A 24,350-nucleotide genomic window follows, 5' to 3' on the forward strand; every position below is an offset into this window, starting at 1 on the left:
CGTGGCTCAGACCACGCAGAGCGGCACGTCCGGCGGCACGGTCTCGGTCCGTTTCAGCACCACGACCTCGTCACCGAGCTCGCCCCGCTGTCTGATCGGCTTGGTCCTGAACACCTTGAGGAAGAAGTTCACGACGTCGGCGACCACCTTCGGGATCGAGTAGCTGACGCCGTAGCGCATGGTCACGCCGAGCCCCGCGCCCCGGCAGACGATCAGGCCGGCCCCCGAGCCGAGGCTCGCCCCGACCGAGGCGCGCAGCGCGACGTACACCCCGGCGGTGAACCCGAGCGCCCCGATCCCGACGGTGAACTTCACGTCGTACGTGACGAGCAGCCCACTCGCCCCGATGGAGACGCCGGTGATCGAGTTGGTCAGGCTGTTGCGGACCTTGAAGCCGCTCGGCTCGATCGGGCCCCAGTACGGCCGGTGGTAGCCGTAGCCGATCGCGCCGTTCAGCGCGTACTCGCCGGCGGCGTCCAGCCGGCCGTCCTTGGCGCTGAACGCCGTCTTGATCTCCAGAAGCTGGTCGACGGTGGCCGAGAAGGGCACCCCGAGGATGGTCCCGATCGGGATGCTGAACTGCGTCGGCACCACCACCGACTTGGCCAGGTTGCGGGTGTTCCCGACGCTGGTCGCCGCCTTGACCGCCACCCGGAGGCCGGCGCCGCCGGTGACGCTGAACTCCGCCCGGGTGACCGTGCCGCCGGAGATGGCCAGGTCGAACGTGGCCGTCGGCCGCTTCAGCAGCAGGGTCACCGAGCCGGTCATCCGGATCTCGCCGTCGTCGTGGTCGAACCGCGCGGTGACCCCGTCGGAGCAGCACTCCGTCGTCAACTTCAGGGCGCCGGCCTGCGCCGACTGCTGGTTGCCGACCCGCGCGGGCGGCGCCGGCGGGCGCGGCGCGGGCGCCGGCGCCCGGACCGGGACGAGCCGGGTCCGACCGACCGGCGCCCCGCCGCCCGCACCGCCGGCGGCCGGGCCCGGCCCGCCGCCGATCTCCGGGCCCGGCCCGCCGCCGATCTCCGCGCCCGACCCGCCGGGGATGTCCGCACCCGGCGCCCCGCCGCCGGTGCCGCCACTCGGCGTGGGCTCGGGCGGCAGGTCGGCGGCCACCCAGGACGGCGTGCCCGCGGAGTAGGCGATCGGGCGGTCCAGCGGCACCGGCTCGGCGGTGCGGAAGACGCCGTCCCGGATCACCTCGGTCAACTCGACCGGACCGATGGTCACCGCCAGGTCGCCGCCGTCGCGGCGGACGTCCACCACCCGGCCGACGGCCCGGGAGGTGAGGAACATGACCTTGCCCGGAGCCAGGTCGTCGGCGCGCTCCGCGTCCGGGTCGATCCGCCAGGTCAGCCCGTCGTCGGTCACCGACCGCACCGCGGCGCCACCGCCGCCGACCAGGATCACGTCCGGCTGGTACGTCACCTCGGGGTGCGGCCGCGGCGCGAGCCCGTACCGGACGGCGTCGGCGTGGTACGGATCCGTCGGCCCGCCGCCCGACGGCCGGTCACCCTGGCACGCCCCGGTCGCGGCCAGTACGGCCAGCGCCGCCACCACGGCCAGCAGGCGGGCACCGGCGCAGCGGTTCGTCCTCATCGCCGCCGCACCCCGCTCAGAGCCGGCCAGCCACGGTACGCGCCACCTTCTCCAGCGGCGCGCGGTTCTCCGCCGGGTCGTTGAGCCGGACCAGGCGTACCGACACCCAGACCCCCGAGCCGTTCACGAAGACCGCCTCGTGGCTCGCGTACGCCTCGTCGCCGACCCCGGCCAGCGGGCGCAGCTCGTGGCCGAGGTCCCGCTCGATGTCGAGGAACTTCTTCGCCCCGTCCCCGACGAACACCTCGACCTGGGCGGTCGGCCCGCTGACCGGCCCGACGTAGGTGCAGGTCTCGCGCACCGGCTGGGCGTCCTCCAGCCGGGTGCCGGCGAGCTGTTCGGCCTCCTGCCTGGACACCAGCGCGCACGGGTCCACCGCGGCCGCCGTGGGGGACGGCTCGGCGGCCGCGCTCTCGGTGGTGGCCACCACCTCCGGCGGCACCGCGTCGCCGGCCGCCGGCGGCGGCTCCTCCGGGCCGCCGCAACCGGCGACCGCCCCGGCCAGGCCGAGCAGCCCGGCCAGCAGCAGCCCGGACCGCCGAGAACGACGAATCTGCTTCACCTCGACATCCCTCCTCGATGGATGAACGGCCGGACTCCCCTCGCCAGGGCCGGCGGCCCGGTCACGACGGGTCCGCCCCGGCCACCGGTGCCGGGCACTGCGGCGCGACGATCCACTCGGCCGGCCCGAGCCGGTCCACCCGCCAGCCGGCGGCGGCCGCCACCGCCGCCACCGTCTGCGCGTCGGGTCCCTCGACCAGTGCCAGCACCACGTCGTCGGCCGGGATCCGCAGCGCGCCCCACAACCGGGTGGTGCCGGTGGTCAACCCGCCGACGGGCTCGTCGGCGCGCTCCTCCGGACCCCGGTCGTAGCGTTCGAGGACGAACAGTCGAGCGGCCATGCGTCGACGCTAGGTCGGCGCGACGCCGGGGTAATCGGGTGTTTCCCTATCCTTCGACGTCGGCGCGGGCCATCACCGCGCCCAGCTCGGCCCGGCTGGCGACGCCCAGCTTGCGGTAGACCCGGGCGAGGTTCGCCTCGACCGTCTTCGGGCTGATGAACAGCGTGTCGGCGATGACCCGGTTGGTCCGCCCGGCGGCGGCGAGCCGGGCCACCTCCAGTTCGGTGCCGGTCAGCTGGCGGGGCGCCGGCGGGCGGCCGCCGGTGCGGTCCGCCTCAGCCCGGGCCCGGGCCGCCAGGGCCGCGGCGCCCAGCGCGTCGAACTCGGCGGCGGCGGCGGTCAACGCCTCCCGCGCGTCCCGCCGGCGCCGCAGCCGCCGATACGCGACCCCGGCCACCAGCAGGCAGCGGGCCCGATCCAGGGGCAGCACGTCCGCCGGGACCGCGGCCCGGGCGGCGGCCAGTTCGGCCAGCGCGTCCGACGGGTCCCGGCCGAGCGCGCCGGCCAGCAGCACCCGGCTGCGGGCCAACCCCAGCGTGGTCCACGGTCGCGGCAGCCGCCGGTGCCGGGTGGCCAGCCGGTCCAGCGCCGCCTCGGCGGTGGCCAGGTCGCCGGCCCCCACGCAGGCCTCCAGCCAGTCCGGCTCGAAGCGCTGCGAGATCGGCTCGACCAGGCCCAGCTCGTCGACGGTCACCGCCAGCTCGCCGTAGTGCCGGGCGGCCTCGGGCAGCCGCCCCGCGGTCAGCGCGACGAATCCGGCCAGCTGGGCGTAGATCCGCCGCCGCCAGCCGTCGTCCAGCTCGGCGGCGCGGCGCAGCCCGTCCGCGGCGATCCGGTCGGCCTCGGTCAGCCGTCCCCGGTAGGCCAGCAGCATCCCGTCCAGCCAGTGCTCGGCGGCCGAGTCGGTGCCGTACTGCTCGCCCAGCTCGCGGGCGGCGGCGATGTGCGCGGCGGCGTCCGCCCACCGGCCGGCGAGCAGCTCGGTGTCGCCCAGCTGGGTCAGCAGCTCGTGCTGGGACGGCTCGTCACCGCGGGCGACCGCCCGGGCCAGCATGCCGTGCAGCCGGTCGCGGGCCCGCCCGTGCTCGTCCACCGACCGCCACCAGATCGCCGGGACCGTGCCGGCCAGCCAGGACGGCTCCTCCTCCAGTTCCAGGGACCGATCCAGCAGCTCGGTCCGGGCCGGTAGCCCGGCCCGGACCTCGTTGAAGAAGAGCAGCGCCAGCGCCGCGGCGTGCACCGGCCGGTCGTCCGGACGGTCGGCCAGCAGGGCGACCGCCGCCTCCGCGTGCCGGCGGGCCTCGTCCGGGGCGTCCCGGAACAGGCTCAGGTGGGCATGGATCCGGCCGGCCAGCGGCGAGCCGGCCGGGGCCGACGCCAGCGCCCGCTCGCCGGCCGACCAGGCCGCCTCCACCGGCTCGTCGGAACACCACGCGATGATCGACCGCAGCAGCAGCGCCTTCGCCCGGTCCGGGCCGGTCAGCTCCTCGGCCGCGCGCTCGGCGACCATCCGCGCCGCCGGGTAGTCGCCGCTGTCGAAGCGGCACTCCGCCGCGGCCAGCAGCCACCGGGCCCGCTCGGCGGCGGCGCCGGGCGCGGTCAGCCGGACCGCGCTGTCGTACAGGCCGGCGGCGGTTTCCGGGGCGCCCCGGGCACGCTGCCGGACGGCGGCCGCCGCGATCTCCGCCGCCGCCGACGCGTCCGGCCCGGTCACACAGCCGGCCAGCTGCCGGGCCCGCTCGTCCGGGTCCAGGGTGGTGTCGGCGAGCAGCCGGTGCAACCGGCCGCGCACCCCGGGCGGCACGTCGGCGCGGACCGCCGCCGCGTACACCGGGTGGGCGAAGCCGATCGCGTCCCCGCGTACGGCCACCAGGCCGGCCTCCTCGGCCGCGTCGAAGGCCGCCGCCGGCACCCCGGCGCGGGCCAACCCGGCCAGCGTGGGTACGCCGGAGAGGGCGGCGAGGCGCACCGCGTGCCGGGTGTCCGGTGGGAGCGCGGCGACCCGGTCGGCGACCAACTGGCGCAGCGACGGCGCGGCCGGCAGGTCGGCGCCCGGTGCCGGCAGCTGCGGCAGCCGGAGCACCGCCCGGGCCAGCTCGATGGCGAGCAGCGGGTTGCCGCCGGCCTCCGCGGCGATCCGCACCAACAGCGGCCTGGGCAGCGCCGTCCCGGTCTCGGTCCGCAGCACGTGGTGCAGCGCCCCCACGCCGAGTGGCCCGAGCGCGACCCGGTCCAGCCGGGCGCCGGTCGCGCCGTGGCCGAGCCCGAGCGGAGCCGGGTCGCTGCCGGGCCGGTCGGCCCGCGCGGTGACCAGCACGGCGATCCGCGGCACCAGCCGGCGCACCGCGAACCGGAGCGCCCGCTCGCTCGGCGGATCCAGCCACGGGGCGTCGTCGACGGCCACCAGCAGCCGGGGTGCCGCCGGATCGGCGGTGGCGGCCTCCAGCAGGGACCGGGTGGCCACGCCCACCGTCCGCTCGTCGATCGGCTGCCCCGGCTCGTCGCCGGTGAGCAGCACCCCGGCCAGCGCCGCGCGCTGCGGCGCCGGCAGCCCGGGCACCCGGTCGGCCAGCGGGGCGAGCAGGTCGGCCAGCGCCGCGAACGGCAGCGCCGATTCCGCCTCGGTCGGCGCGCAGCCCAGCACCAGCCAGCCGGCCCGGCCGGCCGCGCCCAGCACCTCCCGGTGCACGACCGTCTTGCCGATCCCGGCCGGGCCCTCCACCAGCACCGGCCGGCCCTCGTCCAGCGACCGCCGGGCACTGTCGACCAGCACGTCCCGACCGACGGCCGCCCCGCTCACCGGATCAGTCTGGCACCGACCGACGGCGCTGGTCGAGCACCGTACGGCGGACGCGCCGGGCCTGTCCGGCCCGGATCCCGGGCCGGCTCAGCGATCGCCGAGGTAGGCCTCCAGCTCCACCTCGACCAGGTGCTCCGGGTCGATCAGACCGGCCACCACCACCATGGTGGCGGCCGGGCGGACCGCGCCGAACACCGCGTTGTGCGCCCGGCCCACCTCGTCGGCGTACGCCCGGTCGGTGACGTACATCCGGGTCCGCACCACGTCGGCCGGCTGCGCGCCCACCTCGGCCAGCGCGGCCAGCCCGATCCGCAGCGCCTGCGCGGTCTGCGCGGCGGCGTCCCCGACGTGGGTCACCACTCCGTCCACGGTGGATGTGCAACCGGCCGTCCAGGCGAGGTGACCGGCGCGGACCACCCGGGAGTAGCCGTAGGCGGCCTCCCACGGCCCGCCGGAGCCCAGTCGGGTGACGGTCGCGCCGCTCTCCTCGACGCCGCCCGGGCTCACGATGGTTCGCTCGCTGCGCTCGCTCACGCCGCCGCCAGGGTTTCCAGCGCCTCGGCGACCGTGAAGGCCCCCGCGTAGAGCGCCTTGCCGGCGATGACGCCCTCCACGCCGAGCGGCTCCAGAGCGGCCAGCGCCCGCAGGTCGTCCAGGGTGGAGACGCCGCCGGAGGCGATCACCGGGGCGTCGGTGCGGGCGCACACCTCGCGCAGCAGGTCCAGGTTCGGTCCGCGCATGGTGCCGTCCTTGGTGATGTCGGTGACCACGTACCGCGCCGCACCGGCCTTGTCCAGCCGCTCCAGCACCTCGTACAGGTCACCGCCGTCGCGGGTCCAGCCCCGGGCGGAGAGCGTACGGCCGCGCACGTCCAACCCGATCGCCACCCGGTCGCCGTACTCGCCGACCACCCGGTCGCACCAGACCGGGTCCTCCAGCGCCGCGGTGCCGATGTTCACCCGGGCGGCGCCGGTGCCCAGCGCTGCGGCCAGCGACTCGTCGTCCCGGATGCCGCCGGACAGTTCCACCTTCACGTCCAACTGCCGCACCACCTCGGCGAGCAGGTGAGCGTTGGAGCCGCGGCCGAACGCGGCGTCCAGGTCGACCAGGTGGATCCACTCGGCGCCGTCACGCTGCCAGGCCAGCGCGGCCTCCAGCGGGTCGCCGTAGCTGGTCTCGCTGCCGGCGGCGCCCTGCACCAGCCGGACGGCCCGGCCGTCGGCGACGTCCACGGCGGGCAACAGGGTCAGGCTCAACGTGCTTCTCCTCGGTTCAGGTACGACGGTCCAGGGCGATCACCACGATCGCCGGCAGTACGAGCAGCAGCAGCACGACCAGTGCGAGGCGCAACGCCAGGTCGTCCACGAGCGACCAGATCAGGATGGTCGCCGCCAGGGTGAGCAGCACGATCGCCGCGCGTTCACCCCGGCTGTGCCGGGGCAGCCGGCCGGTACGCCCGCGCCGCCAACTGGGCGTCAGCCGGCGCAGCAACGCCCGCCGCCGGGCCCGGCGATCCGACCGCCGCTGCCGGACGGCCCGCTCCCGGGCCTGCGCGGCCTCCCGCTCCGCCCGCCGGCGGGCCCGCTCCTTGCTCACCGGGCACCCCGCCGCCACGCCCCGGCGGGCCGGCCGGCCGGGCGGCGCACCGGCTCAGTCACCGGTGCCCAGCGTGCCGAGCCAGTTGCGCAGCAGCGCCGCGCCGGTGTCGGCGGACTTCTCCGGGTGGAACTGGGCGGCCGACAGCGCGCCCCGCTCCACCGCCGCGACGAAGTCCACCCCGTGGTGGGCGGTGGTGACCGTGGCACCGGCGGCGGCCAGCGCGTGAGGGTCGCCGACCGCGTACGAGTGGACGAAGTAGAACCGGCTGTCGGCGGGCAGCCCGGCGAAGAGCACCGACCCGGCCGGCGCCGCGACCGTGTTCCAGCCCATGTGCGGCAGCCGGGCGGCGGGCAGCTTCGTCACCCCGCCGGGGAGCAGGCCGAGCCCCTTGGTCACCACACCGTGCTCGTCGCCGTGCTCGAAGAGGACCTGCATGCCGACACAGATGCCCAGCACCGGACGGCCCGCGGCGACCCGCTCGGCGATGACCGGCCCGGCGCCGAGCGCCTCGATCCCGGCCATGCACGCCGCGAACGCGCCCACCCCCGGCACCACCAGGCCGTCCGCCTCGGCGGCGGCGGTCAGGTCGTCGGTCACCCGCACGTCGGCGCCGGCCGCGGCCAGCGCCCGCTCCGCCGAGCGCAGGTTGCCCGACCCGTAGTCGAGCACCACCACGTCGTTCATGCCCCCACCTCCGGCAGCAGCCAGAGCACCCCGCCCGCGGTGGCCAGCACGGCGAGCAGGGCGGTGATCACCACCGCGCCGCGCGGCGCGCCCTGCCGGTGCAGCGAGACGACCCCGCCCACCAGCACGCCGGCCAGCACCAGCAGCAGGATCGGCAACACCGCCCCCATCAGCTCCGCCTTCCGTTCGCGACTGCGGGACTCCGCTGCGCTGCGTTCCTCGCGCTCACAGCGCCCCCTTGGTTCGCGACTGCGGGACTCCGCTGCGCTGCGTTCCTCGCGCTCACAGCGCCCCCTTCGTGCTGGGGATCGCGCCGGCCGCGTGGGGGTCGATCGCGGTGGCCTCGCGCAGCGCCCGGGAGACCGCCTTGAACTGGGCCTCGACCACGTGGTGCGCGTCCGGGTGGCCGCCCGGCCGGGCCGCCCGCAACACGTCCACGTGCAGGGTGATACGGGCCGCCTGGCCGAAGGACTCCCAGATGTGCCGGGTCATGCTGGTCGGGTAGACCGGCCCGATGTACGGGGCCAGCGGCGGCTCGTCGTGCACCACGTACGGCCGGCCGGACAGGTCGACCGCCGCCCGGACCAGCACCTCGTCCATCGGGACGGTGGCCGAGCCGTACCGCCGGATGCCTGCCTTGTCCCCCAGCGCCTGGTCGAACGCGGCGCCCAGGGCGAGCGCGGTGTCCTCCATGGTGTGGTGCGCGTCGATCTCCAGGTCGCCCACCGTGCGCACGGTCAGGTCGAAGCCGCCGTGCCGGGCGATCTGGTTGAGCATGTGGTCGTAGAAGCCGACCCCGGTGCTGATCTCGGCCCGGCCCGTGCCGTCGAGGTCGATCTCGACGAGGACCTTCGTCTCCTTGGTGATCCGTTCCACCCGGCCGGTCCGGCTCATGCTGCGCAACCTTTCGTTCGTGACCGCGGGGCTCCGCTGCTCGCACTCACAGGTTCTCCATCGCCCGCAGGAAGGCATCCGTCTCGGTGGGGGTGCCGGCGGTGACCCGCAGCCAGCCGGCCAGCCCGACGTCGCGGACCAGCACGCCGCGCTCCAGCAGGGCCTGCCAGGCGGCGCCCTGGTCGCCGCCCACCTCGAACAGCACGAAGTTGGCGTCGCTGTCGGCGACCCGCAGGCCACGGCCGCGCAGTTCGGCGACGATCCGGTCGCGCTGGGCCATGATCGCGGCGACCGTGCCGAGCAGGGTGTCCCGGTGGGCCAGCGCCGCGCGGGCGGCGGCTTGGGTGAGCGCCGAGAGGTGGTACGGCAGCCGGACCAGCTGCACCGCCGCCACCACCGCCGGGTCGGCGGCGAGGTAGCCCAGCCGGCCGCCGGCGAACCCGAACGCCTTGCTCATCGTCCGGGTCACCACCAGCCGCGGGTGCCCCGGTAGCACGGCGAGCGCGCTCACCGTGCCCGGCCGGGCGAACTCGGCGTACGCCTCGTCGACGACCACCATGCCGGGGGCCGCGTCGAGCACCGCGGTGACCACCGCCGGGTCGAGGGCGGTGCCGGTGGGGTTGTTCGGCGAGCAGAGGAAGACCACGTCCGGGGCGTGCTCGCGGACCTGGGCCACCGCCTCGTCGGCGGTCAGGCCGAAGTCGACCCCGCGGCGGGCGGGCACCCACCGGGTGCCGGTGCCCAGCGCCAGCAGCGGGTGCATCGAGTACGCCGGGGTGAAGCCCAACGCCGTCCGGCCGGGACCGCCGAACGCCTGGAGCAGCTGCTGCTGGATCTCGTTGGAGCCGTTGGCCGCCCACACCTGCTCGACGGTGAGCCCGTGGCCGAGGTAGCCGGCCAGGTCGGCGCGGAGCGCAACCGCGTCCCGGTCCGGGTAGCGGTTGAGGTCGCGCAGCTCGGCCGCGAGCGCCTTGCCGATCGCCTCCACCACCGGCTCGGGCACCGGGTAGGAGTTCTCGTTGGTGTTCAGCCGCACCGGCACGTCGAGCTGCGGCGCCCCGTACGGCGACAGCCCGCGCAGGTCGTCGCGGATCGGCAGGTCGTCGAGGGTGGTCACGCCGGCACCCCGCCGCGCGCGCCGGCCACCCGCCCGGACCCGCTCACGACAGGGCTCCGGGGAAGCGCACGCTGACCGCCTGCCCGTGCGCGGGCAGGTCCTCCACACCGGCCAGGGTGACCACGTGCGGGGCCACCTCGCGCAGCGCCTCCTGCGAGTACTCGACCAGGTGGATACCGCGCAGGAAGGACTGCACGGACAGCCCGGAGGAGTGCCGGGCGCAGCCACCGGTGGGCAGCACGTGGTTGGAGCCGGCGCAGTAGTCGCCCAGCGACACCGGCGACCAGGCGCCGACGAAGATCGCGCCGGCGTTGCGTACCCGCAGCGCCCACTCGCGGGCGTCCCGGGTCTGGATCTCCAGGTGCTCGGCCGCGTACGCGTCCACCACCCGCAGGCCGGCGTCGAGGTCGTCGACCAGCACCACGCCGCTCTGCTCGCCGGTCAGCGCGGTGGTCACCCGCTCGGCGTGCTTGGTCGCCGGCACCTGCCGGGCCAGCTCCCGCTCGACCGCCTCGACCAGCTCGACCGACGGGGTGACCAGCACGCTCGCCGCGAGCGGGTCGTGCTCGGCCTGGCTGATCAGGTCGGCCGCGACGTGCGCCGGGTCGGCGGTGTCGTCGGCCAGGATGGCGATCTCGGTCGGTCCAGCCTCGGCGTCGATGCCGACCACCCCGCGCAGCAGCCGCTTGGCGGCGGTCACCCAGATGTTGCCCGGGCCGGTGATCATGTCGACCGGGTCGCAGTACGTGCTGCCCGCGGCGTCCACCGCGGCGCCGTACGCCAGCATCGCCACCGCCTGGGCGCCGCCGACCGCGTAGACCTCGTCGACGCCGAGCAGCGCGCAGGCGGCGAGCACCCGCTGGTCGGGCAGGCCGCCGTTGTCCTGCTGCGGCGGGCTGACCACCACCAGCGAGCGGACCCCGGCCGCCTGGGCCGGCACCACGTTCATCACCACGGTCGACGGATACATCGCCAGGCCGCCGGGGACGTAGAGGCCGACGCGGTCGACCGGCACCCAGCGCTCGGTCACCGTGCCGCCCGGCACCACCTGGGTGGTGTGGTCGGCGCGGCTTTGGTCGGCGTGCACCTTGCGGGCACGCGTGATCGACTCCAGCAGCGCGGCGCGGACCTGCGGGTCCAGCGTGCCCTCCGCCGTGGCGATCGCCTCGGCGGGCACCCGCAGCACCTCCGGACAGACCCCGTCGAACCGCTCGCTCGCCTCCCGGATCGCCGGGTAACCATGCTCCCGGACCGCCTCCACGAGGGGGCGGATCCGCTCGACGGCCACCGACACGTCGAGTTGGGCACGGGGCAGCAGGCGGCGCGGGTCGCGCACGCCGCCGCGCAGGTCGATCCGATTCAGCACCCTTGCGAGTCTAGGCGGCCGGCCCCGGCGACGACCGGCACCGCCCGTACGCCGGGACGGTGAGCCGGGACACGCCGCCCGGGCGGGGCCGGGCTACCCTCGACGGCGTGACTGCGCGGCTGCCGGTGTTCCCGCTCGGGACGGTGCTCTTTCCCGGCCTGGTGCTGCCGCTGCACATCTTCGAGGAGCGCTACCGGGCACTGGTGCGGCACCTCGTCGGGCTGCCCGCCGGAGCCCCGCGCGAGTTCGGCGTGGTGGCCATCCGGGAGGGCTGGGAGGTCGCCCCGACCGGGCCGGACGGCCGGCCGACCCCGGGCGGCGGCGACGTCACGCTGCACGAGGTCGGCTGCACCGCCGAGCTGCGCCAGGTCACCGAGCTGGCCGACGGGGGCTTCGACATCGTCACGGTCGGCAAGCGCCGGTTCCGGATCGCCGACGTCGACGCCCGCTCCGCCCCCTACCTCACCGCCGAGGTGGAGTGGCTGCCCGAGCCGGGTGGCCCAGACGAGACCGCCGAGCTGCTCGCCGCCCGGGTGATCGCGGTGTTCCGGCAGTACCTGGGCCTGGTCCGCGCCGACCCGGAGGAGATCTCCGAGCAGCTGCCGGAAGACCCGACGGTGCTGTCGCACCTGGTGGCCGCGACGGCCGCGCTGACCGTGGCCGACCGGCAGCGGTTGCTCGCCATCGACGACACCGCGGCCCGGCTCCGCGCCGAGCTACGGCTGCTCAATCGCGAGGCGGCTCTGCTGCGCCAGGTGCGGGCGGTTCCGGTGCCGCTGGCGGAGCTGGCCTCGCCACCGACACCGAATTGAGCCCGGCCCCGCCGAGTTCGGGCTCCGGGCGCAACGACGGCCACCGCGACCAGCCGGCCAGCAGGGTGTACGTCACCGCGGCGCCGAACGCGGGCAGCAGCAGGTTGCCGTGCGGCACCGGCAGCACGCCGAGCACCAGGTCGACGCCGCCGGCGCGCAGGTCGGCCGGTTTGCTGAAGGCCCGGCCGTCCGGTGCGGTCTCCAGCAGCCGCTGGAACGTGGCCAGCCCGATCCGGCGCCCGACCTGCCAGGCGACCAGCGCGGCGCCGAACGCGCCGAGCGTGGCGGCGAAGAGCCCGACCGGCCCCCGCACCCGGCGCAGCACGAACCAGAGCGCGATCGCGGCGAGCACCCCGAAGCCGAGACCCAGCAGGCTGAACCAGCCGTCCGCGGCGATCGGCTGTTCGGGCTGCGGCTGGGCGTAGACGGCGCCGTCCGGCGCCTTGATCACCGGGGTGTCCGGCGCGAGGGCCGCCCAGAGCAGCCCGAGCGGCGCCCCGAACAGGGTCAGCGCGCAGGCGGCGAGCGCGCCGAGCCGGAGCGCCCGCCGGCGCGGCAGCTCCGGCTCGTCCGGCGGCCGGCCGGCCGGCCACACCTCCGCCGGCACGCCCGGCTCCAGCTGCCACGCCGCCACCTCGCCGGAGTCGACGTACCGGGGCCGGTCCGCACCGGCGGGGGTCGGCTGCCGCGCCGCGTCCGCCTCGGCGCCGTCCAGGTATCGCGGCCGGTCCGCACCGGCGGGCTCCGACGCCCCGTCCGCGTCGACGCTGTCGACGTACCGCGGCCGGTCGGCGCCGGCGGGGGTCGCGGGCCGGTCGGTGGCCGGGTGCGCCGGAGCTGCCGCGGCGGGCGGCGCGGCGGCGTCGGTCGGTGTGGTCGGGCCCGCCTCGTCGGGGCGGGTGCCGGGCCGGTCGCGGTCGGGGGTGTCCGGGCTCACCCGGTGATCCTCTCAGTCCGGGCGGCGCGCCGGGTCGCCGGTGGCGACAGACCCGCTCACCGGGCGAACGGCTCCAGCATCACCGCGGCCGCCCGCAGCCACGCCTGCCGGGTCTCCGGCTGGAGCTGGTGGTACTCGATCGAGGAACCGGTCTCCAGCGCCGGGTCGTACGGGACCACGGCCACCGCCCGGGTCCGGCTGGCGAAGTGCTTCTCCAGGTCGTCCTGCAACGGCGAGCGGCCCGGCGTCGGGCAGGAGATCAGCGTCACCGCGTTCTCCGCCAGCTGGCCCATGCCGACCTCGTGCAGCAGGTCGAGCATCCAGTCGGCGCTGAACGCGGCGTCCTCCCGGGGCACGGTGGTGACCACCAACTGGTCGGCCGCCTGCATCACGGTGCGCCAGTTGGCGCTCTCCACGTTGTTGCCGGTGTCCACACAGACCACCTCGTGGGTACGCCGCAGCAGCTCCAGCACCCGCCGGACGGTGAACTGGTCGAGCCGCTGGGCGAACCGCGGGCTCTCCTCGCCGGCCAGCACGTCGTACGAGCCGTCGGAGGCGTGCCGCAGGTAGTCGTCGAGGGTCTCCAGCAGGTCGTTGCCCTCCCGGATCTCGATCTGGGCGAGGTCGGTGACCAGGTGCCGGATGGTCCGGGCGTGCCGGGCGCTGCCGGCGCGCAGCCCGAGCGTGCCGCGCAACTCGTTGTCGTCCCAGGCCAGCACGCCCCGGCCGCGTACGCTGCCGACGGTCGCCGCGGCCAGCACGGTGGCGGTGGTCTTGTGCACGCCGCCCTTGGGGTTGGCGAAGGCGAGCACCCGCGGGGTGCCCAGCTCGCGGCGGAGCACCGCGGCGGACCGCTCCAGGTCGGACTCCGCGCTCTGCGGCCGCCACTCGACCCGGGCCGGGTAGCCCCGGTCGGCGGGCACGGGCGGAGCGGGTGCGGGCGACGGCGGCGGGTAGCCGGGATCGGGGCGGTAGGCCCCACGTTGGAGCAGCGCGTAGCGGGACTCCACCGGGGGCGGTTCGGGGCGGTAGGCACCGTTGTCCAGCAGCGCGTACCGCGACTCCGGCGGCTCCGGCCGGCGCGACTCCGGCGGCTCCGGCCGGCGCGACTCCGGCGGCTCCGGCCGGCGCGACTCCGGCACCCGGTACCCCGGCTCGGGCCGGTACGCCGGCTCCGCCCGGTACGCCGGATCCACCCGGTAGGTCGCCTCGGCCCGGTAGCCGGGATCCGCCCCGTACGACCGCTCGGCCGGCGGGTTCACCGGCCGCGCCGACCCGGCGTAGCCGTTGCCCGCCGCACGCCGGGGCAACGCCTCGGGCGGGGACAGCGGCCCGGGCGCCGGCAGCGGCTCGTCGACCCGCCGCTCGGGCTCCGGCTGCTCGGCGCCCCGGCCGGCGAGGCGGGCGCGGTCGAGCAGCGCCCGCCACCGCGGTGCTGGTTCGGCCGGCCGACCCCAGCCGGTCTCGCTGCCGTCCAAGGCTCGCCCTCCCCAGCGCCGTCGAACTCCGCCTGACAGGCTACGAACCAAACCCTATTCGGGCCACACCCGTCCGCGCACCTTCCCCCCGTGCCCGATTGTCACGATGACGATGCCGCGGGACTACCGTCGGTCGCGTCCAGCGAGGTCGGCGGGGTGGGCGACCGGGTCGGCGGCGGCGCGGGCGGCGAGGGTGGACGTGACGGATCTGTCACGGTCGGTGCGGGTTCCGACGAATCGCCCGTCGACGGGACCGCGACCGGGCTGCGGGTGCCCGGCTCGGTGCCGCCGCTCGGTGCCGGCGAGGCGAGACCGCCGTCCGCCGGTGGCCGGGCCACGTCGCGCTGCTCGGGCAGCGGCGGGGTGAAGACCGTCCGGTCCAGCCGGCGCACCTCGGGGGCCGGGTCGACGACCCGGACGTCGGGCCGGGCGGCCACCCCGCGCAGCGCCGCCGGTTCGGCGCGGACCACCGCCGCGTAGACGCACGCGCACCCCGACCGGTACGCGGCCGCCTCCGCCGCCGCCACCTCGGCGCCGCTGGCGTACACCTGGCGCAGTTCCGGGTCGGCGGTGCCGGCGGCCCGGGTCCGGTAGTCGGCCGCCTCCCGGTCCTTGCGCGCGGCGAGGTCGGCCATCGCGCCGACCACGTCGTCGGGCAGCCGCTGGGCGGGGAGGCGGACGATCTCCGTCTGCCGGTCCGGCAGCGGCACCCGGCCGAGGACCTCGGCGACCGACACGTCGCCGACGACCGACGCCAGCCGCTGCGGCGTCAGGTAGGCCGAGAGCGAGACCAGGGCGTACGTGCCGTCACCCGGCGTCGCGGCCGTGCTCGGCAGGGTGGCCAGGTCGGCCGTGGCGGCCCGCAGGTAGCCCGGAATGGACTCGCCGTTGGCCACCCCGACCCGGGTCACCTCGCCGACGGTCCGGTCACCGACCGGCCGGTCGTCGGTGGCCCAGACCGCGGTGAGCAGCACCGCCGCGCAGGACAGCAGCGCCACTGACGGCAGCAGGCGCGGCCGGGCCGGGCCGTGGCCCAGCCGGGCCACCGCCGTGGCCAGCCGCGGCAGGAGCCGCTGGTCCAACTGCCGCAGCAGGTCGCCGGCGCGCACGGGTGGAGGTCCCCTCGTCGGATCGTCTCGGGCGGGCGCCGCTCAGTCGCGGAGGATGTCGAGCGCGCGCTCCAGGTCGTCAGGGTAGTCGCTGACGAAGCTGACCTCGTCCCCCGTTCGGGGGTGCAGGAAGCTCAACGCGCGGGCGTGCAGCCACTGTCTGGCCAGGCCGAGCCGGGCCGACAGGGTGGGGTCCGCGCCGTAGGTGAGGTCGCCCACACACGGGTGGCGCAGGGTGGAGAAGTGCACCCGGATCTGGTGGGTACGCCCGGTCTCCAGCCGCACGTCGACCAGGCTCGCCGCCGGGAACGCCTCGACCGTGTCGTAGTGGGTGATGCTCGGCTTGCCGCCGGAGACCACCGCCCAGCGGTAGTCGTGGGTGGGATGCCGGTCGATCGGGGCGTCGATGGTGCCGCGCAGCGGGTCCAGGTGGCCCTGCACCACCGCGTGGTAGCGCTTGTCCACCTCGCGGTACTTGAACGCCCGCTTCAACGCGCTGTACGCCTGCTCGCTCTTGGCCACCACCATGATCCCGGTGGTGCCCACGTCCAGCCGGTGCACCACGCCCTGTCGCTCGGCGGCGCCGCTGGTGGAGATGCGGTGACCGATCGCGGCCAGCCCGCCGATCACCGTCGGGCCGGTCCAGCCCGGGCTGGGGTGGGCGGCGACGCCGACCGGCTTGTCCACCACCACGATGTCGTCGTCGGCGTAGACCACCCGCAGCCCGGGCACCGCCTGCGGCACCACGGTCGGCGGTGCGGCCGGCGCGGGCAGCGTCACCTCCAGCCACGAGCCGGCCTTGACCTTGTGCGAGTTCGGCCGCTGCGCGCCGTCGACCAGCGCGTCCCCGGCGTCCACCAGGGCCGCGGCGGCGGTGCGGGAGAGCCCGAAGAGCCGGGCCACCGCCTGGTCCAGCCGCATCCCGTCGAGGCCGTCCGGCACCGGCAGCGAGCGGTGGTCGCCGCCCGCGGCGAACGCCGAGGTCATGCCCGCTCCCGCTGCTCGGCGCCGGCCGTCGCCGGGTCGCCGGCCGGGTCGACCGGCCGGCCGTCGCGGCCCACCCGCCCGCCGTCGCGCTGGCGCCCGGTGAGCTCCAGGAGCACGGCTAGCACCACGCCGCAGACCAGCGAGCTGTCGGCCACGTTGAACACCGGGAAGTACTCGCCGTACGGCCCGAAGACACTGACCATGTCGACCACGTGGCCGTGGAACGGGGCTGGCGCCCGGAAGATCCGGTCCACCAGGTTGCCGAGCGCCCCGCCGAGCACCAGGCCGAGCGAGACCGCCCAGGGGGTCGAGCGCAGCCGCAACGCCATCCAGACGATCCAGCCGACCACGCCGATGGTGATCAGCGGGAAGACCCAGGTGTAGTCGGAGCCGATGCTCCAGGCGGCGCCGCTGTTGCGCACCAGGCTCAGGTAGACGGCCCCACCGAGCAGCCGCACCGGCTCGCGGTCGGTGAGGGCGGCCAGGGCCCAGTGCTTGGTGACCACGTCGGCCACCAGAGCGACCAGCGCGACGGCGCCGAGCAGCGCGACGGCCCGGGGTCGGAGCCTGCGGCCACCCGGCTCGGCGCCGCCGGGCTCGGCGGACGGTGCTGCGGTCATCTGCTCCCCATCGAGTCGGCGGTGATCGCTCACCGTCTCCGGCGCCGCCGGGGAGCGGACCTCAGCGCCGCTCCTCCAGCTGCTTGCAGGTCACGCAGAGGGTGGCCGACGGGAAGGCGGCGAGCCGCTCCACCGGGATCGGGTTGCCGCACCGCTCGCACCAGCCGTAGCCGCCCTCGTCGAGCCGCTCCAACGCGCGCTCGACCTGCGTGATCCGTTCCAGGATGCTGTTGGCGAGGGAGATCTCCTGCTCCCGCTCGAACGTCTTGGTGCCGGTGTCGGCCTGGTCGTCCCCGGCCGAGTCGGTCAGCCGGTCGCGCTGCAGCTCGGTGATCTCGCTCAGCGTCTGATCGTACTCGGCGCGCAACTCGTCGCGCCGTGCCGCCAGGGCCGCCCGGATCTTCTCGGTCTCCGCCGCGCTGCGGGTGGCCTTGGCCACCGGCTTGCGGCCGGCGGTCCTGGTCTCGGCTGGCTTCGCCATCGTCGCTCCCTCGGCCGCGGAACCGCGGCGGTCCGCGGCACCTGGACGGGGGTCGCCGGCACTGGCGCCCCCAGGTACAAAACGGGCGCGCGGCGACGAGGCCGCGCACTCCGGAGGTTGGCAAGAATACGGAACGTACAGGCGTCCGACAACGTGCCGCACCGTCGCTCCGCTTTTCAGCCCCGACTCACGCCGTATCGGGACAAAGGGAACGTTAGCAGATCAACCATCGCGATCCTCGCCGTACTCGCCAAACCAGCGGGCCAACCGACCCCGCCGGCTGACCGCCCGCAGCCGGCGCTCCGCCTCGTCGCGCACCCCGTGGGTGGCCACGATCAACAGGCTGTCGCCGGTCTTCAGACGGAAGTCCAGGCCCGGCACGAAGCCCACCCCGTCGCGCAGCACCAGCGTCACCGCCGCCCCCAGCGGCAGCCGCAGCTCGTCGATGTGCACCCCGGCCAACCGGGACCCCGGCGGCACCTCCAGTTGGAGCAGGTCCGCGCGCATCCGCTCCAGCGGCGCGGTCTCCACCCGGATCTCGGTCGCCTCGGCCGGCGCGGTCACCCGCAACCAGCGGGCGATCGGGGCGAGGGTCCCGGTCTGCAGCAACGTGAAGATCACCACCAGCACGAAGACCGCGTCGAAGAGCCGGTCCGCGCCCGGCACCCGTTCCGAGAGCGGGATGGTGGCGAGCACGATCGGCACCGCCCCGCGCAGCCCGGCCCAGGACAGGAACGCCTGCTCGCGCAGGCCGAACCGGAACGGCAGCGCGGACGCCGCCACCGACAGCGGCCGGGCGAGCAGCACCAGCGCCAGCCCGGCGACCACCGCCGGCAGCACCGCCGCGTCCAGCCGGCTCGGCGTGGCCAGCAGGCCGAGCAGCACGAAGAGCCCGATCTGGGCCAGCCAGGCCAGCCCGTCGGCAAAGCCGAGGATCGCCTGCCGGTGCGGCAGTCGGGCGTTGCCCAGCAGCACCCCGGCCACGTAGACGGCGAGGAAGCCGGAGGCGTGCAGCACCGCGCCGGCCGCGTACGCCAGCACGGTCAACCCGACCGCCGCGATCGGATAGAGCCCCGCCGAGGGCAGCGCGGCCCGGCGCAGCGCCCACCGCCCGCCGAAGCCGGCCGCGAACCCCACCAGCGCGCCGAGGGCCAGTTCGTAGCCGACCAGGCCGACCTCGTACCACCAGGGATGCCCGGCGCCGCCGTCCCGCGAGAGCAGCACCACCAGCAGCACCACCGGGGCGTCGTTCATCCCGGACTCGGCCTCCAGGGTGGCCACCAGCCGGGGTGGCAGCCGCAGCCGGCGCAGGGTGGCGAAGACCGCCGCCGCGTCGGTGGAGGAGAGCACCGCGCCGTAGAGCAGGGCGAGCCGCCAGTCCAGCCCGAGCAGCAGGTGTACGGCGATCCCGACGACCAGGATGCTGACCACCACGCCCGCCGTGGAGAGCGCCGCGGCCATCCCGAGCACCGGGCGCAGGGTGCTCCACCGGGCGGAGAGGCCGCCCTCGGCGATGATCACGATGAGCGCGCAGAAGCCGAGCGTCCGGGTCAGCTCGGCGTCGTCGAAGCGGATGCCCAGCCCGGCCTCGCCGATGCCCACCCCGAGCGCCAGGTAGACCAGCAGGCTCGGCACCCCGAGCCGGGTGGAGAGCCGGACCGCCCCGACCGCGACCAGCAGGACGGCCGCCCCCAGCAGGAGCGCGACGTCCAGCCCGGGGGTCACGGTCGGCCGCCCCGGGCGTCGCTCACCCGGCGGTCCCGTCGCGCAGCTGTCCGAGCCGCTCGGTCAGCCCCGGGTCGGGGCGCTCGATCAGGAAGAGCTTGTCGCGGCTGGCCGCCCCGGCCCGCAGCGAGACCGCCGCCGGCCGGACGCCGAGCGCCTGGGCCAGGGCGCGGCGGGCCGCCTCGGTGGCCCGGCCGTCGACCGCCGGCGCGTTCACCGCGATCACCAGCGCGGGCCCGTGCGGCCCGTCGAAGCGTCCGCCGACCCGGGCCCGGGCGGAACCGGGCTTCACCCGCACCGCGACGGTGAGCGTGTCGTCCATGGGTGTCGGGTCAGATCCGGTGCGCGTCGGCGAGCAGGGCGGTGGCCGGCGCGCAGTGGGCGCACGGGGAGAAGCCGAGCTCGACCGCCTCGGCGACGGGCAGCGGCTCGGGCGCGCGCCCGACCAGGTGCGCGCAGCCGGCCAGGTGGTAGCGCGGTCGGCCGTCGACCACGTGCACCTCGGTGGCCAGCCCGGCCAGTTGGGCGGCCTGCTCCGGGGTGAGGTCCTGCGCGGCCGGTTCGTCGTCGTACGCCTCGACCGGCCCCACGCCTGGCGTCATCGGCGGGTCGACGTCGGTCGCCGGCGGCTCGGGTGGTTGCCGCCACCCGGCACCGCCGGCGTCGACCGTCGGAGGAACGTGCTGAACGGGGATGCCCGGCTCCGCCGGCGGCGGCCCGGACGCGGACCCGGCCGGGGTGGCCGGACGGGTGCCCGCCCACACCCGCTGCGCGGCGGAGCCGTCCCGGTGCGCCGTCGCCCGGTCGGCGGCCGCCTGGCGGGCACCGGCGACCAGGGCGACGGCGGCCAGCAGGCTGGCCGCGATGGAGATGATCAGAAGCAGGCTGGAGCCGCCGGCCAGGCCGAGCACCAGCAGCACCACCGCGACGAGGATGAGCAGGAGACTGGCGACTATCACGGCTCACCCCCGCCGCGTCCGTACCGATGAGCGAGGCCGGCGACCGCCGTCACGGGCGGTCGCCGACCGGTGGTCAGCGACCGGCTTCCAGCGCGCCGGAGCGACCGCCGCCGTAGGAACCGGCGAGACCCGCGGCGGCCAGGCCGTTGCCGCCCGCGGCCCGGTTGCCCTCGGTGCGGGTCAGCTCGGCCTCCAGGCCCTGGCCGCGGCCGTCGAGGTCGCGCAGCTGGCTCTCCAGGTAGGCCTTGAGGCGGGTGCGGTACTCCCGCTCGAACTGCTTCAGCTCCTCGATGTGCTTCTGCAGCGCGGTGCGCTTGGCGTCCAGGCCGCCCATGGCCTCCTGGTGCCGCTGCCGGGCGTCCCGCTCCAGCGCGTCGGCCTTGGCGCGCGCCTCGCGGGTGACCTCCTCGGCCTTCGACCGGGCCTCGGAGAGCAGTTGGTCGGCCTCGCGGCGGGCGTCCGAGACGTGGTCGTCGGCCGTCCGCTGGGCCATCATCAGCACCCGCAGCGCCTGCTGCTCGCCGTCGCCGACCGCCGCCGGCCCCCCGGCCGCCCGGACCTGCTCCAGCTCGGCCTGCATCGCGCGGGCGGCCTGCTCGGCCGCCGCCTTGTCGCGCTGCACCCGGTCGAGCTGCGCCTTGACGTCGTTGAGCTCCGCCGCGAGTCGGGCGTCGCCGCCGGGGCCCGCCGGAGCGCCGCCACGGCCGCCGCGCTCCACCTGGGCGCGCAGCTCGTTGTTCTCCTCGATGAGACGGGCGAGCTCGCGCTCGACCTCGTCCAGGAAGGCGTCGACCTCCTCCTCGTCATAGCCCCGCTTGCCAATCGGCGGCTTCTTGAAGGCGACGTTGTGCACGTCGGCCGGGGTCAGCGGCATCGAAACTCCTCGGGTCAGTTGCGGCCGCGATAGCGCGTCGGTCATCAGGCGGTCCTGATGATCGCCGGCTCTAACACAAACCTCATCAGCACGAACAGGATAACCAGGAGCACAAGGGAGGCCAGGTCGATGCTCACGGTACCAATTCGCAACGGAGGGATCACACGCCTCAACGCGCTGAGAGGGGGATCAGTGACGCTCCACACGGATTCCAGTCCCGCCGATGCCCCCCGGCCCGGCTGCCACCGGCGGCCGTACTGCAGCACGGCGCTCAGGACAAACCGGGACAGAAGAAGGAGCAGGAAGACATAGACGATCAGGTACAGGACCTGCAACAGGATCGACAACACGACAGGCGACGTCCCTTGGTCGGCCGGGGTCAGCTCAGGCTGAAGAAGCCACCCTCGGCGATCTTGGCCTTGTCCTCCGCGGTGACCTGGACGTTGGCCGGTGAGAGCAGGAACACCCGGTTGGTCACGCGCTCGATCGTACCGCGCAGGCCGAAGGCCAGCCCGGCGGCGAAGTCCACCAGACGGCGGGCATCCGCCTCGTCCATCTCGGTGAGGTTGATGATCACGGGAACGCCGTCGCGGAAGTGCTCACCGATGGTGCGTGCCTCGCGGTAGGTGGTCGGGTGCAGCGTGGTGATCTGGTACCGCTGCTCCTCCTCGGCGACCACGGCCCGCTCCCGGGGCTGCACCTGCGGCGCGAGGGCGAGGTTGTCCCGGGTGTGGTAGGTCAGCGCGCCGGAGGGCTCGCCGGCCGTCGACCGGGTGATCGACCGTACGCTGGACCGCTCCGGCCGCTCGGCCTCGGCGCGCTCGGTGTCGCCGGCCCGCCCGGTGGACCGCTCGGTGAGCCGGCCACGGTCACCCGACCGGGGCCGCGGCGCCGGCGGCTCCTCGGCGTCGTCCTCGTCGTCGTCGGCGAACTCCTCGGCGTACCGGCTCTGCCGGTAGCGCGATTCGCGGTAGCCACCCTTGTCGTAGCCACCGTCGTCGTAGGCCCGCTCGTCGTCCTCCTCGACCAGACCGAGCCAGACCCCCGCCTTGCGCAGTGCACCCATCCCGCGCCCTTCCGTCCGCCGTGCGGCACACGCCCCCGTGCCGTGTCGCCTTGTCGCGAGTGGAACATTCCTGCCCACCGGACCGGAACGGCAATCCCCTGGCACGCGATTCGCGTCGCGTGTCACCGACCCCCGGCAAAGGAAAGCCGTTCCCGAAACAACACCGATGTAATTTGCTTCTTCCGCGGTCAGGCTACCGCAGCGTGGGGCGCATTCCGAGCAACGCGCTACCCACGCGGACATGTGTCGCGCCATATCCGATCGCGACTTCCAGGTCGCCACTCATTCCGGCCGACAACGCGGTGGCTCCCGGGTGGATGGACCGGAACGCGGCGGCCAGCTCGGCCAGCCGGGCGAACGCCCGCTCCGGTTCCCAGCCCAGCGGCGCCACCGCCATCAGGCCGGCCAGCCGCAGCGCGTCGGCGCCGGCCACCGCCTCGGCCACCCGGTCCAGCCCGACGTCCGGGTCGGCCGAGCCGGGCAGCGCGCCGCCCCGGGCCGCGTCCCCGTCGATGCTGACCTGGACCAGCACGTCCAGCGGCCGGTCCCGGCCGGCCGCCGACGCGGCGTCCAACGCCCGGGCCAGCCGGACGCTGTCCACCGAGTGCACCGCGTCGGCGTACCGGACCACCGAACGCGCCTTGTTGCGCTGCAACCGGCCGATGAAGTGCCAGCGCGGGCTCACCCCGGCGGCGGCCACCTCGGCGGCCTTGGGCGCCGCCTCCTGGTCGCGGTTCTCCCCCACGTCGGTGACGCCGAGCCCGGCCAGCGCCACCACGTCGCCGGCCGGGTACGTCTTGGTCACGGCGATCATCGTGACCTCGGCCCGGTCCCGGCCCGCGGCGGCGCAGGCGTCCGCGATCCTGGCCCGCACCTGGGCCAGGCCGGCCGCGAGCTCGGCGCGCCGGTCGGGGCACACCGAGGCTTGACTGTCGCTCATGCCGGCACTCCGCTGCGCTGCGTGCCGCCATGAGGCACCCGCACACTGAGCCTGATGATTCGCTCGCTCCGCTCCCTCATGCCGGCACTCCGCTGCGCTGCGTGCCGCCATGAGGCACCTCCGCACTGAGCCTGATGATTCGCTCGCTCATGCCGGCGCGACTCAGGACCCGTTCTTGAGGAAGTCGGGCACGTCGACGTCGTCGAAGAGCACCCGGCGCGGCGACTGCGGCGGCGCCGGCATGGTGGCCGGCGGCGAGACCGGGGCGGTCTGCTGCGTCGGCTGGTTCTGGTTGGTCTTGCGGGCCGGCTCGGCCGCCTTGTACGACGGCGCGCCGCCGTCGAACCCGGCCGCGATCACGGTGACCCGCACCTCGTCGCCGAGGGCGTCGTCGATCACCGCACCGAAGATGATGTTGGCGTCCGGGTGCGCCGCGTCGGTGACCAGCTGCGCCGCGTCGTTGATCTCGAACAGCCCCAGGTCGGAGCCGCCCGCGATGGAGAGCAGCACGCCGCGCGCGCCGTCCATGCTCTGCTCCAGCAGCGGGCTGGAGATGGCCGCCTCGGCCGCCTCCACCGCGCGGTTCTCGCCGCGGGCGCTGCCGATGCCCATCAGCGCGCTGCCCGCCCCGCTCATCACGCTCTTGACGTCGGCGAAGTCCAGGTTGATCAGGCCGGGGGTGGTGATCAGGTCGGTGATGCCCTGGACACCGGAAAGGAGCACCTGGTCGGCGGTGCGGAACGCGTCCATCATGCTGATGTTGCGGTCACCGAGCGCCAGCAGCCGGTCGTTCGGGATGACGATCAGCGTGTCGCACTGGTTGCGCAGCTCGTCGATGCCGGCCTCGGCCTGCACCTGGCGGCGCTTGCCCTCGAAGGAGAACGGCCGGGTCACCACGCCGATGGTCAGCGCGCCGAGCTTGCGGGCGATGTTCGCCACCACCGGCGCCCCGCCGGTGCCGGTGCCGCCGCCCTCGCCGCAGGTCACGAAGACCATGTCGGCGCCCTTGAGCACCTCCTCGATCTCGTCCCGGTGGTCCTCGGCGGCGTTCTTGCCGACGTCCGGGTTCGCACCGGCGCCCAGGCCGCGGGTCAGTTCGCGGCCGACGTCCAGCTTGACGTCGGCGTCGCTCATCAGCAGCGCCTGCGCGTCGGTGTTGATCGCGATGAACTCGACGCCCTTGAGCCCAACCTCGATCATCCGGTTGACGGCGTTGACGCCGCCGCCCCCGATGCCGACGACCTTGATGACCGCCAGGTAGTTGTGCGGAGGTGTCATCTCCGGTCCTTTCCCTTCGAGATTGGCTTCGCCCCGACCCGGTACGGCGTGGCCAGACCAACGGTCGACGACAGCTGTCCTCAGTGGAGGGTCAGGGGTGAACCCTCACCCTCTACTAGAGGCTGA

At 75.5% G+C, this 24,350-nt stretch carries 27 protein-coding genes; 1 reads left to right on the plus strand and 26 read right to left on the minus strand.

The features are described from left to right. Positions 1-6: 6 nt before the first annotated feature. The 12 genes from FHX32_RS00595 to hisD all read right to left on the minus strand — a co-directional run bounded on the left by FHX32_RS00595 (position 7) and on the right by hisD (position 10,958). On the minus strand, positions 7-1,596 hold the full coding sequence (locus tag FHX32_RS00595; protein ID WP_167178483.1) for a hypothetical protein: 1,590 nt from the start codon (positions 1,594-1,596) through the stop codon (positions 7-9). Positions 1,597-1,612: 16 nt separating this feature from the next. Further along, positions 1,613-2,158 carry a DUF3558 family protein gene (locus FHX32_RS00600; RefSeq protein ID WP_486480854.1) on the minus strand — a complete coding sequence of 182 codons (546 nt, stop codon included), beginning with the start codon at positions 2,156-2,158 and terminating at the stop codon, positions 1,613-1,615. A 61-nt stretch (positions 2,159-2,219) separates the two neighbouring features. Continuing rightward, positions 2,220-2,498, minus strand: a complete 279-nt coding sequence (locus tag FHX32_RS00605; protein ID WP_167178485.1) for a hypothetical protein — start codon at positions 2,496-2,498, stop codon at positions 2,220-2,222. A gap of 46 nt (positions 2,499-2,544) precedes the next feature. Continuing rightward, positions 2,545-5,298, minus strand: coding sequence for a LuxR family transcriptional regulator (locus tag FHX32_RS00610; protein ID WP_167178487.1), 2,754 nt, complete (start codon positions 5,296-5,298; stop codon positions 2,545-2,547). A gap of 87 nt (positions 5,299-5,385) precedes the next feature. Then, positions 5,386-5,832, minus strand: a complete 447-nt coding sequence (locus tag FHX32_RS00615; protein ID WP_486480855.1) for a RidA family protein — start codon at positions 5,830-5,832, stop codon at positions 5,386-5,388. Continuing rightward, the gene (gene priA, locus FHX32_RS00620; RefSeq protein ID WP_167178489.1) at positions 5,829-6,554 is read right to left on the minus strand and encodes a bifunctional 1-(5-phosphoribosyl)-5-((5-phosphoribosylamino)methylideneamino)imidazole-4-carboxamide isomerase/phosphoribosylanthranilate isomerase PriA; all 726 of its coding nucleotides are present in this window, start codon (positions 6,552-6,554) and stop codon (positions 5,829-5,831) included. The genes FHX32_RS00615 and priA overlap by 4 nt, the downstream gene beginning before the upstream one ends. A 16-nt stretch (positions 6,555-6,570) precedes the next feature. Next, positions 6,571-6,894 carry a hypothetical protein gene (locus FHX32_RS00625; RefSeq protein ID WP_167178491.1) on the minus strand — a complete coding sequence of 108 codons (324 nt, stop codon included), beginning with the start codon at positions 6,892-6,894 and terminating at the stop codon, positions 6,571-6,573. Positions 6,895-6,948: 54 nt separating this feature from the next. Then, positions 6,949-7,581, minus strand: coding sequence for an imidazole glycerol phosphate synthase subunit HisH (gene hisH, locus FHX32_RS00630; RefSeq protein ID WP_167178493.1), 633 nt, complete (start codon positions 7,579-7,581; stop codon positions 6,949-6,951). After that, positions 7,578-7,751, minus strand: a complete 174-nt coding sequence (locus tag FHX32_RS00635; protein ID WP_167178495.1) for a hypothetical protein — start codon at positions 7,749-7,751, stop codon at positions 7,578-7,580. The genes hisH and FHX32_RS00635 overlap by 4 nt, the downstream gene beginning before the upstream one ends. A gap of 112 nt (positions 7,752-7,863) precedes the next feature. Continuing rightward, on the minus strand, positions 7,864-8,475 hold the full coding sequence (gene hisB / locus FHX32_RS00640) for an imidazoleglycerol-phosphate dehydratase HisB (RefSeq protein ID WP_167178497.1): 612 nt from the start codon (positions 8,473-8,475) through the stop codon (positions 7,864-7,866). Between the two features lie 46 nt (positions 8,476-8,521). Then, positions 8,522-9,592 (minus strand): histidinol-phosphate transaminase, encoded by a 1,071-nt coding sequence (locus FHX32_RS00645; protein ID WP_167178499.1) that lies wholly within the window; start codon positions 9,590-9,592, stop codon positions 8,522-8,524. A 43-nt stretch (positions 9,593-9,635) separates the two neighbouring features. After that, positions 9,636-10,958 (minus strand): histidinol dehydrogenase, encoded by a 1,323-nt coding sequence (hisD, locus tag FHX32_RS00650; RefSeq protein WP_167178501.1) that lies wholly within the window; start codon positions 10,956-10,958, stop codon positions 9,636-9,638. 107 nt (positions 10,959-11,065) lie between these two features. Between hisD and FHX32_RS00655 the strand changes: the two genes are divergently transcribed. Next, positions 11,066-11,770 carry an LON peptidase substrate-binding domain-containing protein gene (locus tag FHX32_RS00655; RefSeq protein ID WP_167178503.1) on the plus strand — a complete coding sequence of 235 codons (705 nt, stop codon included), beginning with the start codon at positions 11,066-11,068 and terminating at the stop codon, positions 11,768-11,770. Here FHX32_RS00655 and FHX32_RS34790 read toward each other — a convergent pair. The 14 genes from FHX32_RS34790 to ftsZ form a co-directional block, all read right to left on the minus strand. Then, complete coding sequence (locus FHX32_RS34790) at positions 11,685-12,707, minus strand: DUF2567 domain-containing protein (RefSeq protein ID WP_486480856.1); 1,023 nt, start codon at positions 12,705-12,707, stop codon at positions 11,685-11,687. The two genes, FHX32_RS00655 and FHX32_RS34790, sit on opposite strands and share 86 nt — an antisense overlap. Positions 12,708-12,763: 56 nt before the next feature. Then, positions 12,764-14,185 (minus strand): AAA family ATPase, encoded by a 1,422-nt coding sequence (locus FHX32_RS00665; RefSeq protein WP_167178505.1) that lies wholly within the window; start codon positions 14,183-14,185, stop codon positions 12,764-12,766. A gap of 101 nt (positions 14,186-14,286) precedes the next feature. Next, positions 14,287-15,294, minus strand: a complete 1,008-nt coding sequence (locus FHX32_RS00670) for a hypothetical protein (RefSeq protein WP_167178507.1) — start codon at positions 15,292-15,294, stop codon at positions 14,287-14,289. A 42-nt stretch (positions 15,295-15,336) separates the two neighbouring features. Then, on the minus strand, positions 15,337-16,281 hold the full coding sequence (locus FHX32_RS00675) for an RluA family pseudouridine synthase (protein WP_167178509.1): 945 nt from the start codon (positions 16,279-16,281) through the stop codon (positions 15,337-15,339). Then, positions 16,278-16,901, minus strand: a complete 624-nt coding sequence (lspA, locus tag FHX32_RS00680; protein WP_167178511.1) for a signal peptidase II — start codon at positions 16,899-16,901, stop codon at positions 16,278-16,280. The genes FHX32_RS00675 and lspA overlap by 4 nt, the downstream gene beginning before the upstream one ends. A gap of 61 nt (positions 16,902-16,962) precedes the next feature. Then, entirely contained in the window at positions 16,963-17,382 is a 420-nt protein-coding gene (locus FHX32_RS00685) for a TraR/DksA family transcriptional regulator (RefSeq protein WP_088992775.1), read from the minus strand. Positions 17,383-17,604: 222 nt separating this feature from the next. Further along, complete coding sequence (locus FHX32_RS00690; RefSeq protein WP_167178513.1) at positions 17,605-19,107, minus strand: potassium/proton antiporter; 1,503 nt, start codon at positions 19,105-19,107, stop codon at positions 17,605-17,607. A gap of 22 nt (positions 19,108-19,129) precedes the next feature. Then, complete coding sequence (locus tag FHX32_RS00695; protein ID WP_167178515.1) at positions 19,130-19,429, minus strand: DUF167 domain-containing protein; 300 nt, start codon at positions 19,427-19,429, stop codon at positions 19,130-19,132. Between the two features lie 10 nt (positions 19,430-19,439). Next, entirely contained in the window at positions 19,440-20,066 is a 627-nt protein-coding gene (locus tag FHX32_RS00700) for a hypothetical protein (protein ID WP_167178517.1), read from the minus strand. 73 nt (positions 20,067-20,139) lie between these two features. Further along, a complete protein-coding gene (locus tag FHX32_RS00705; RefSeq protein ID WP_167178519.1) occupies positions 20,140-20,940 on the minus strand; it encodes a DivIVA domain-containing protein in 801 nt (266 codons plus the stop codon). Between the two features lie 44 nt (positions 20,941-20,984). Beyond that, the gene (locus FHX32_RS00710) at positions 20,985-21,290 is read right to left on the minus strand and encodes a YggT family protein (protein ID WP_088992770.1); all 306 of its coding nucleotides are present in this window, start codon (positions 21,288-21,290) and stop codon (positions 20,985-20,987) included. A gap of 29 nt (positions 21,291-21,319) precedes the next feature. Continuing rightward, positions 21,320-22,006, minus strand: coding sequence for a cell division protein SepF (locus FHX32_RS00715; protein ID WP_167178521.1), 687 nt, complete (start codon positions 22,004-22,006; stop codon positions 21,320-21,322). 193 nt (positions 22,007-22,199) lie between these two features. Beyond that, positions 22,200-22,946, minus strand: a complete 747-nt coding sequence (locus tag FHX32_RS00720) for a YggS family pyridoxal phosphate-dependent enzyme (protein WP_167178523.1) — start codon at positions 22,944-22,946, stop codon at positions 22,200-22,202. Between the two features lie 162 nt (positions 22,947-23,108). Beyond that, entirely contained in the window at positions 23,109-24,224 is a 1,116-nt protein-coding gene (gene ftsZ, locus FHX32_RS00725) for a cell division protein FtsZ (RefSeq protein ID WP_167178525.1), read from the minus strand. Positions 24,225-24,350: the final 126 nt, after the last annotated feature.

Source organism: Micromonospora sp. CNZ280, assembly GCF_011759515.1.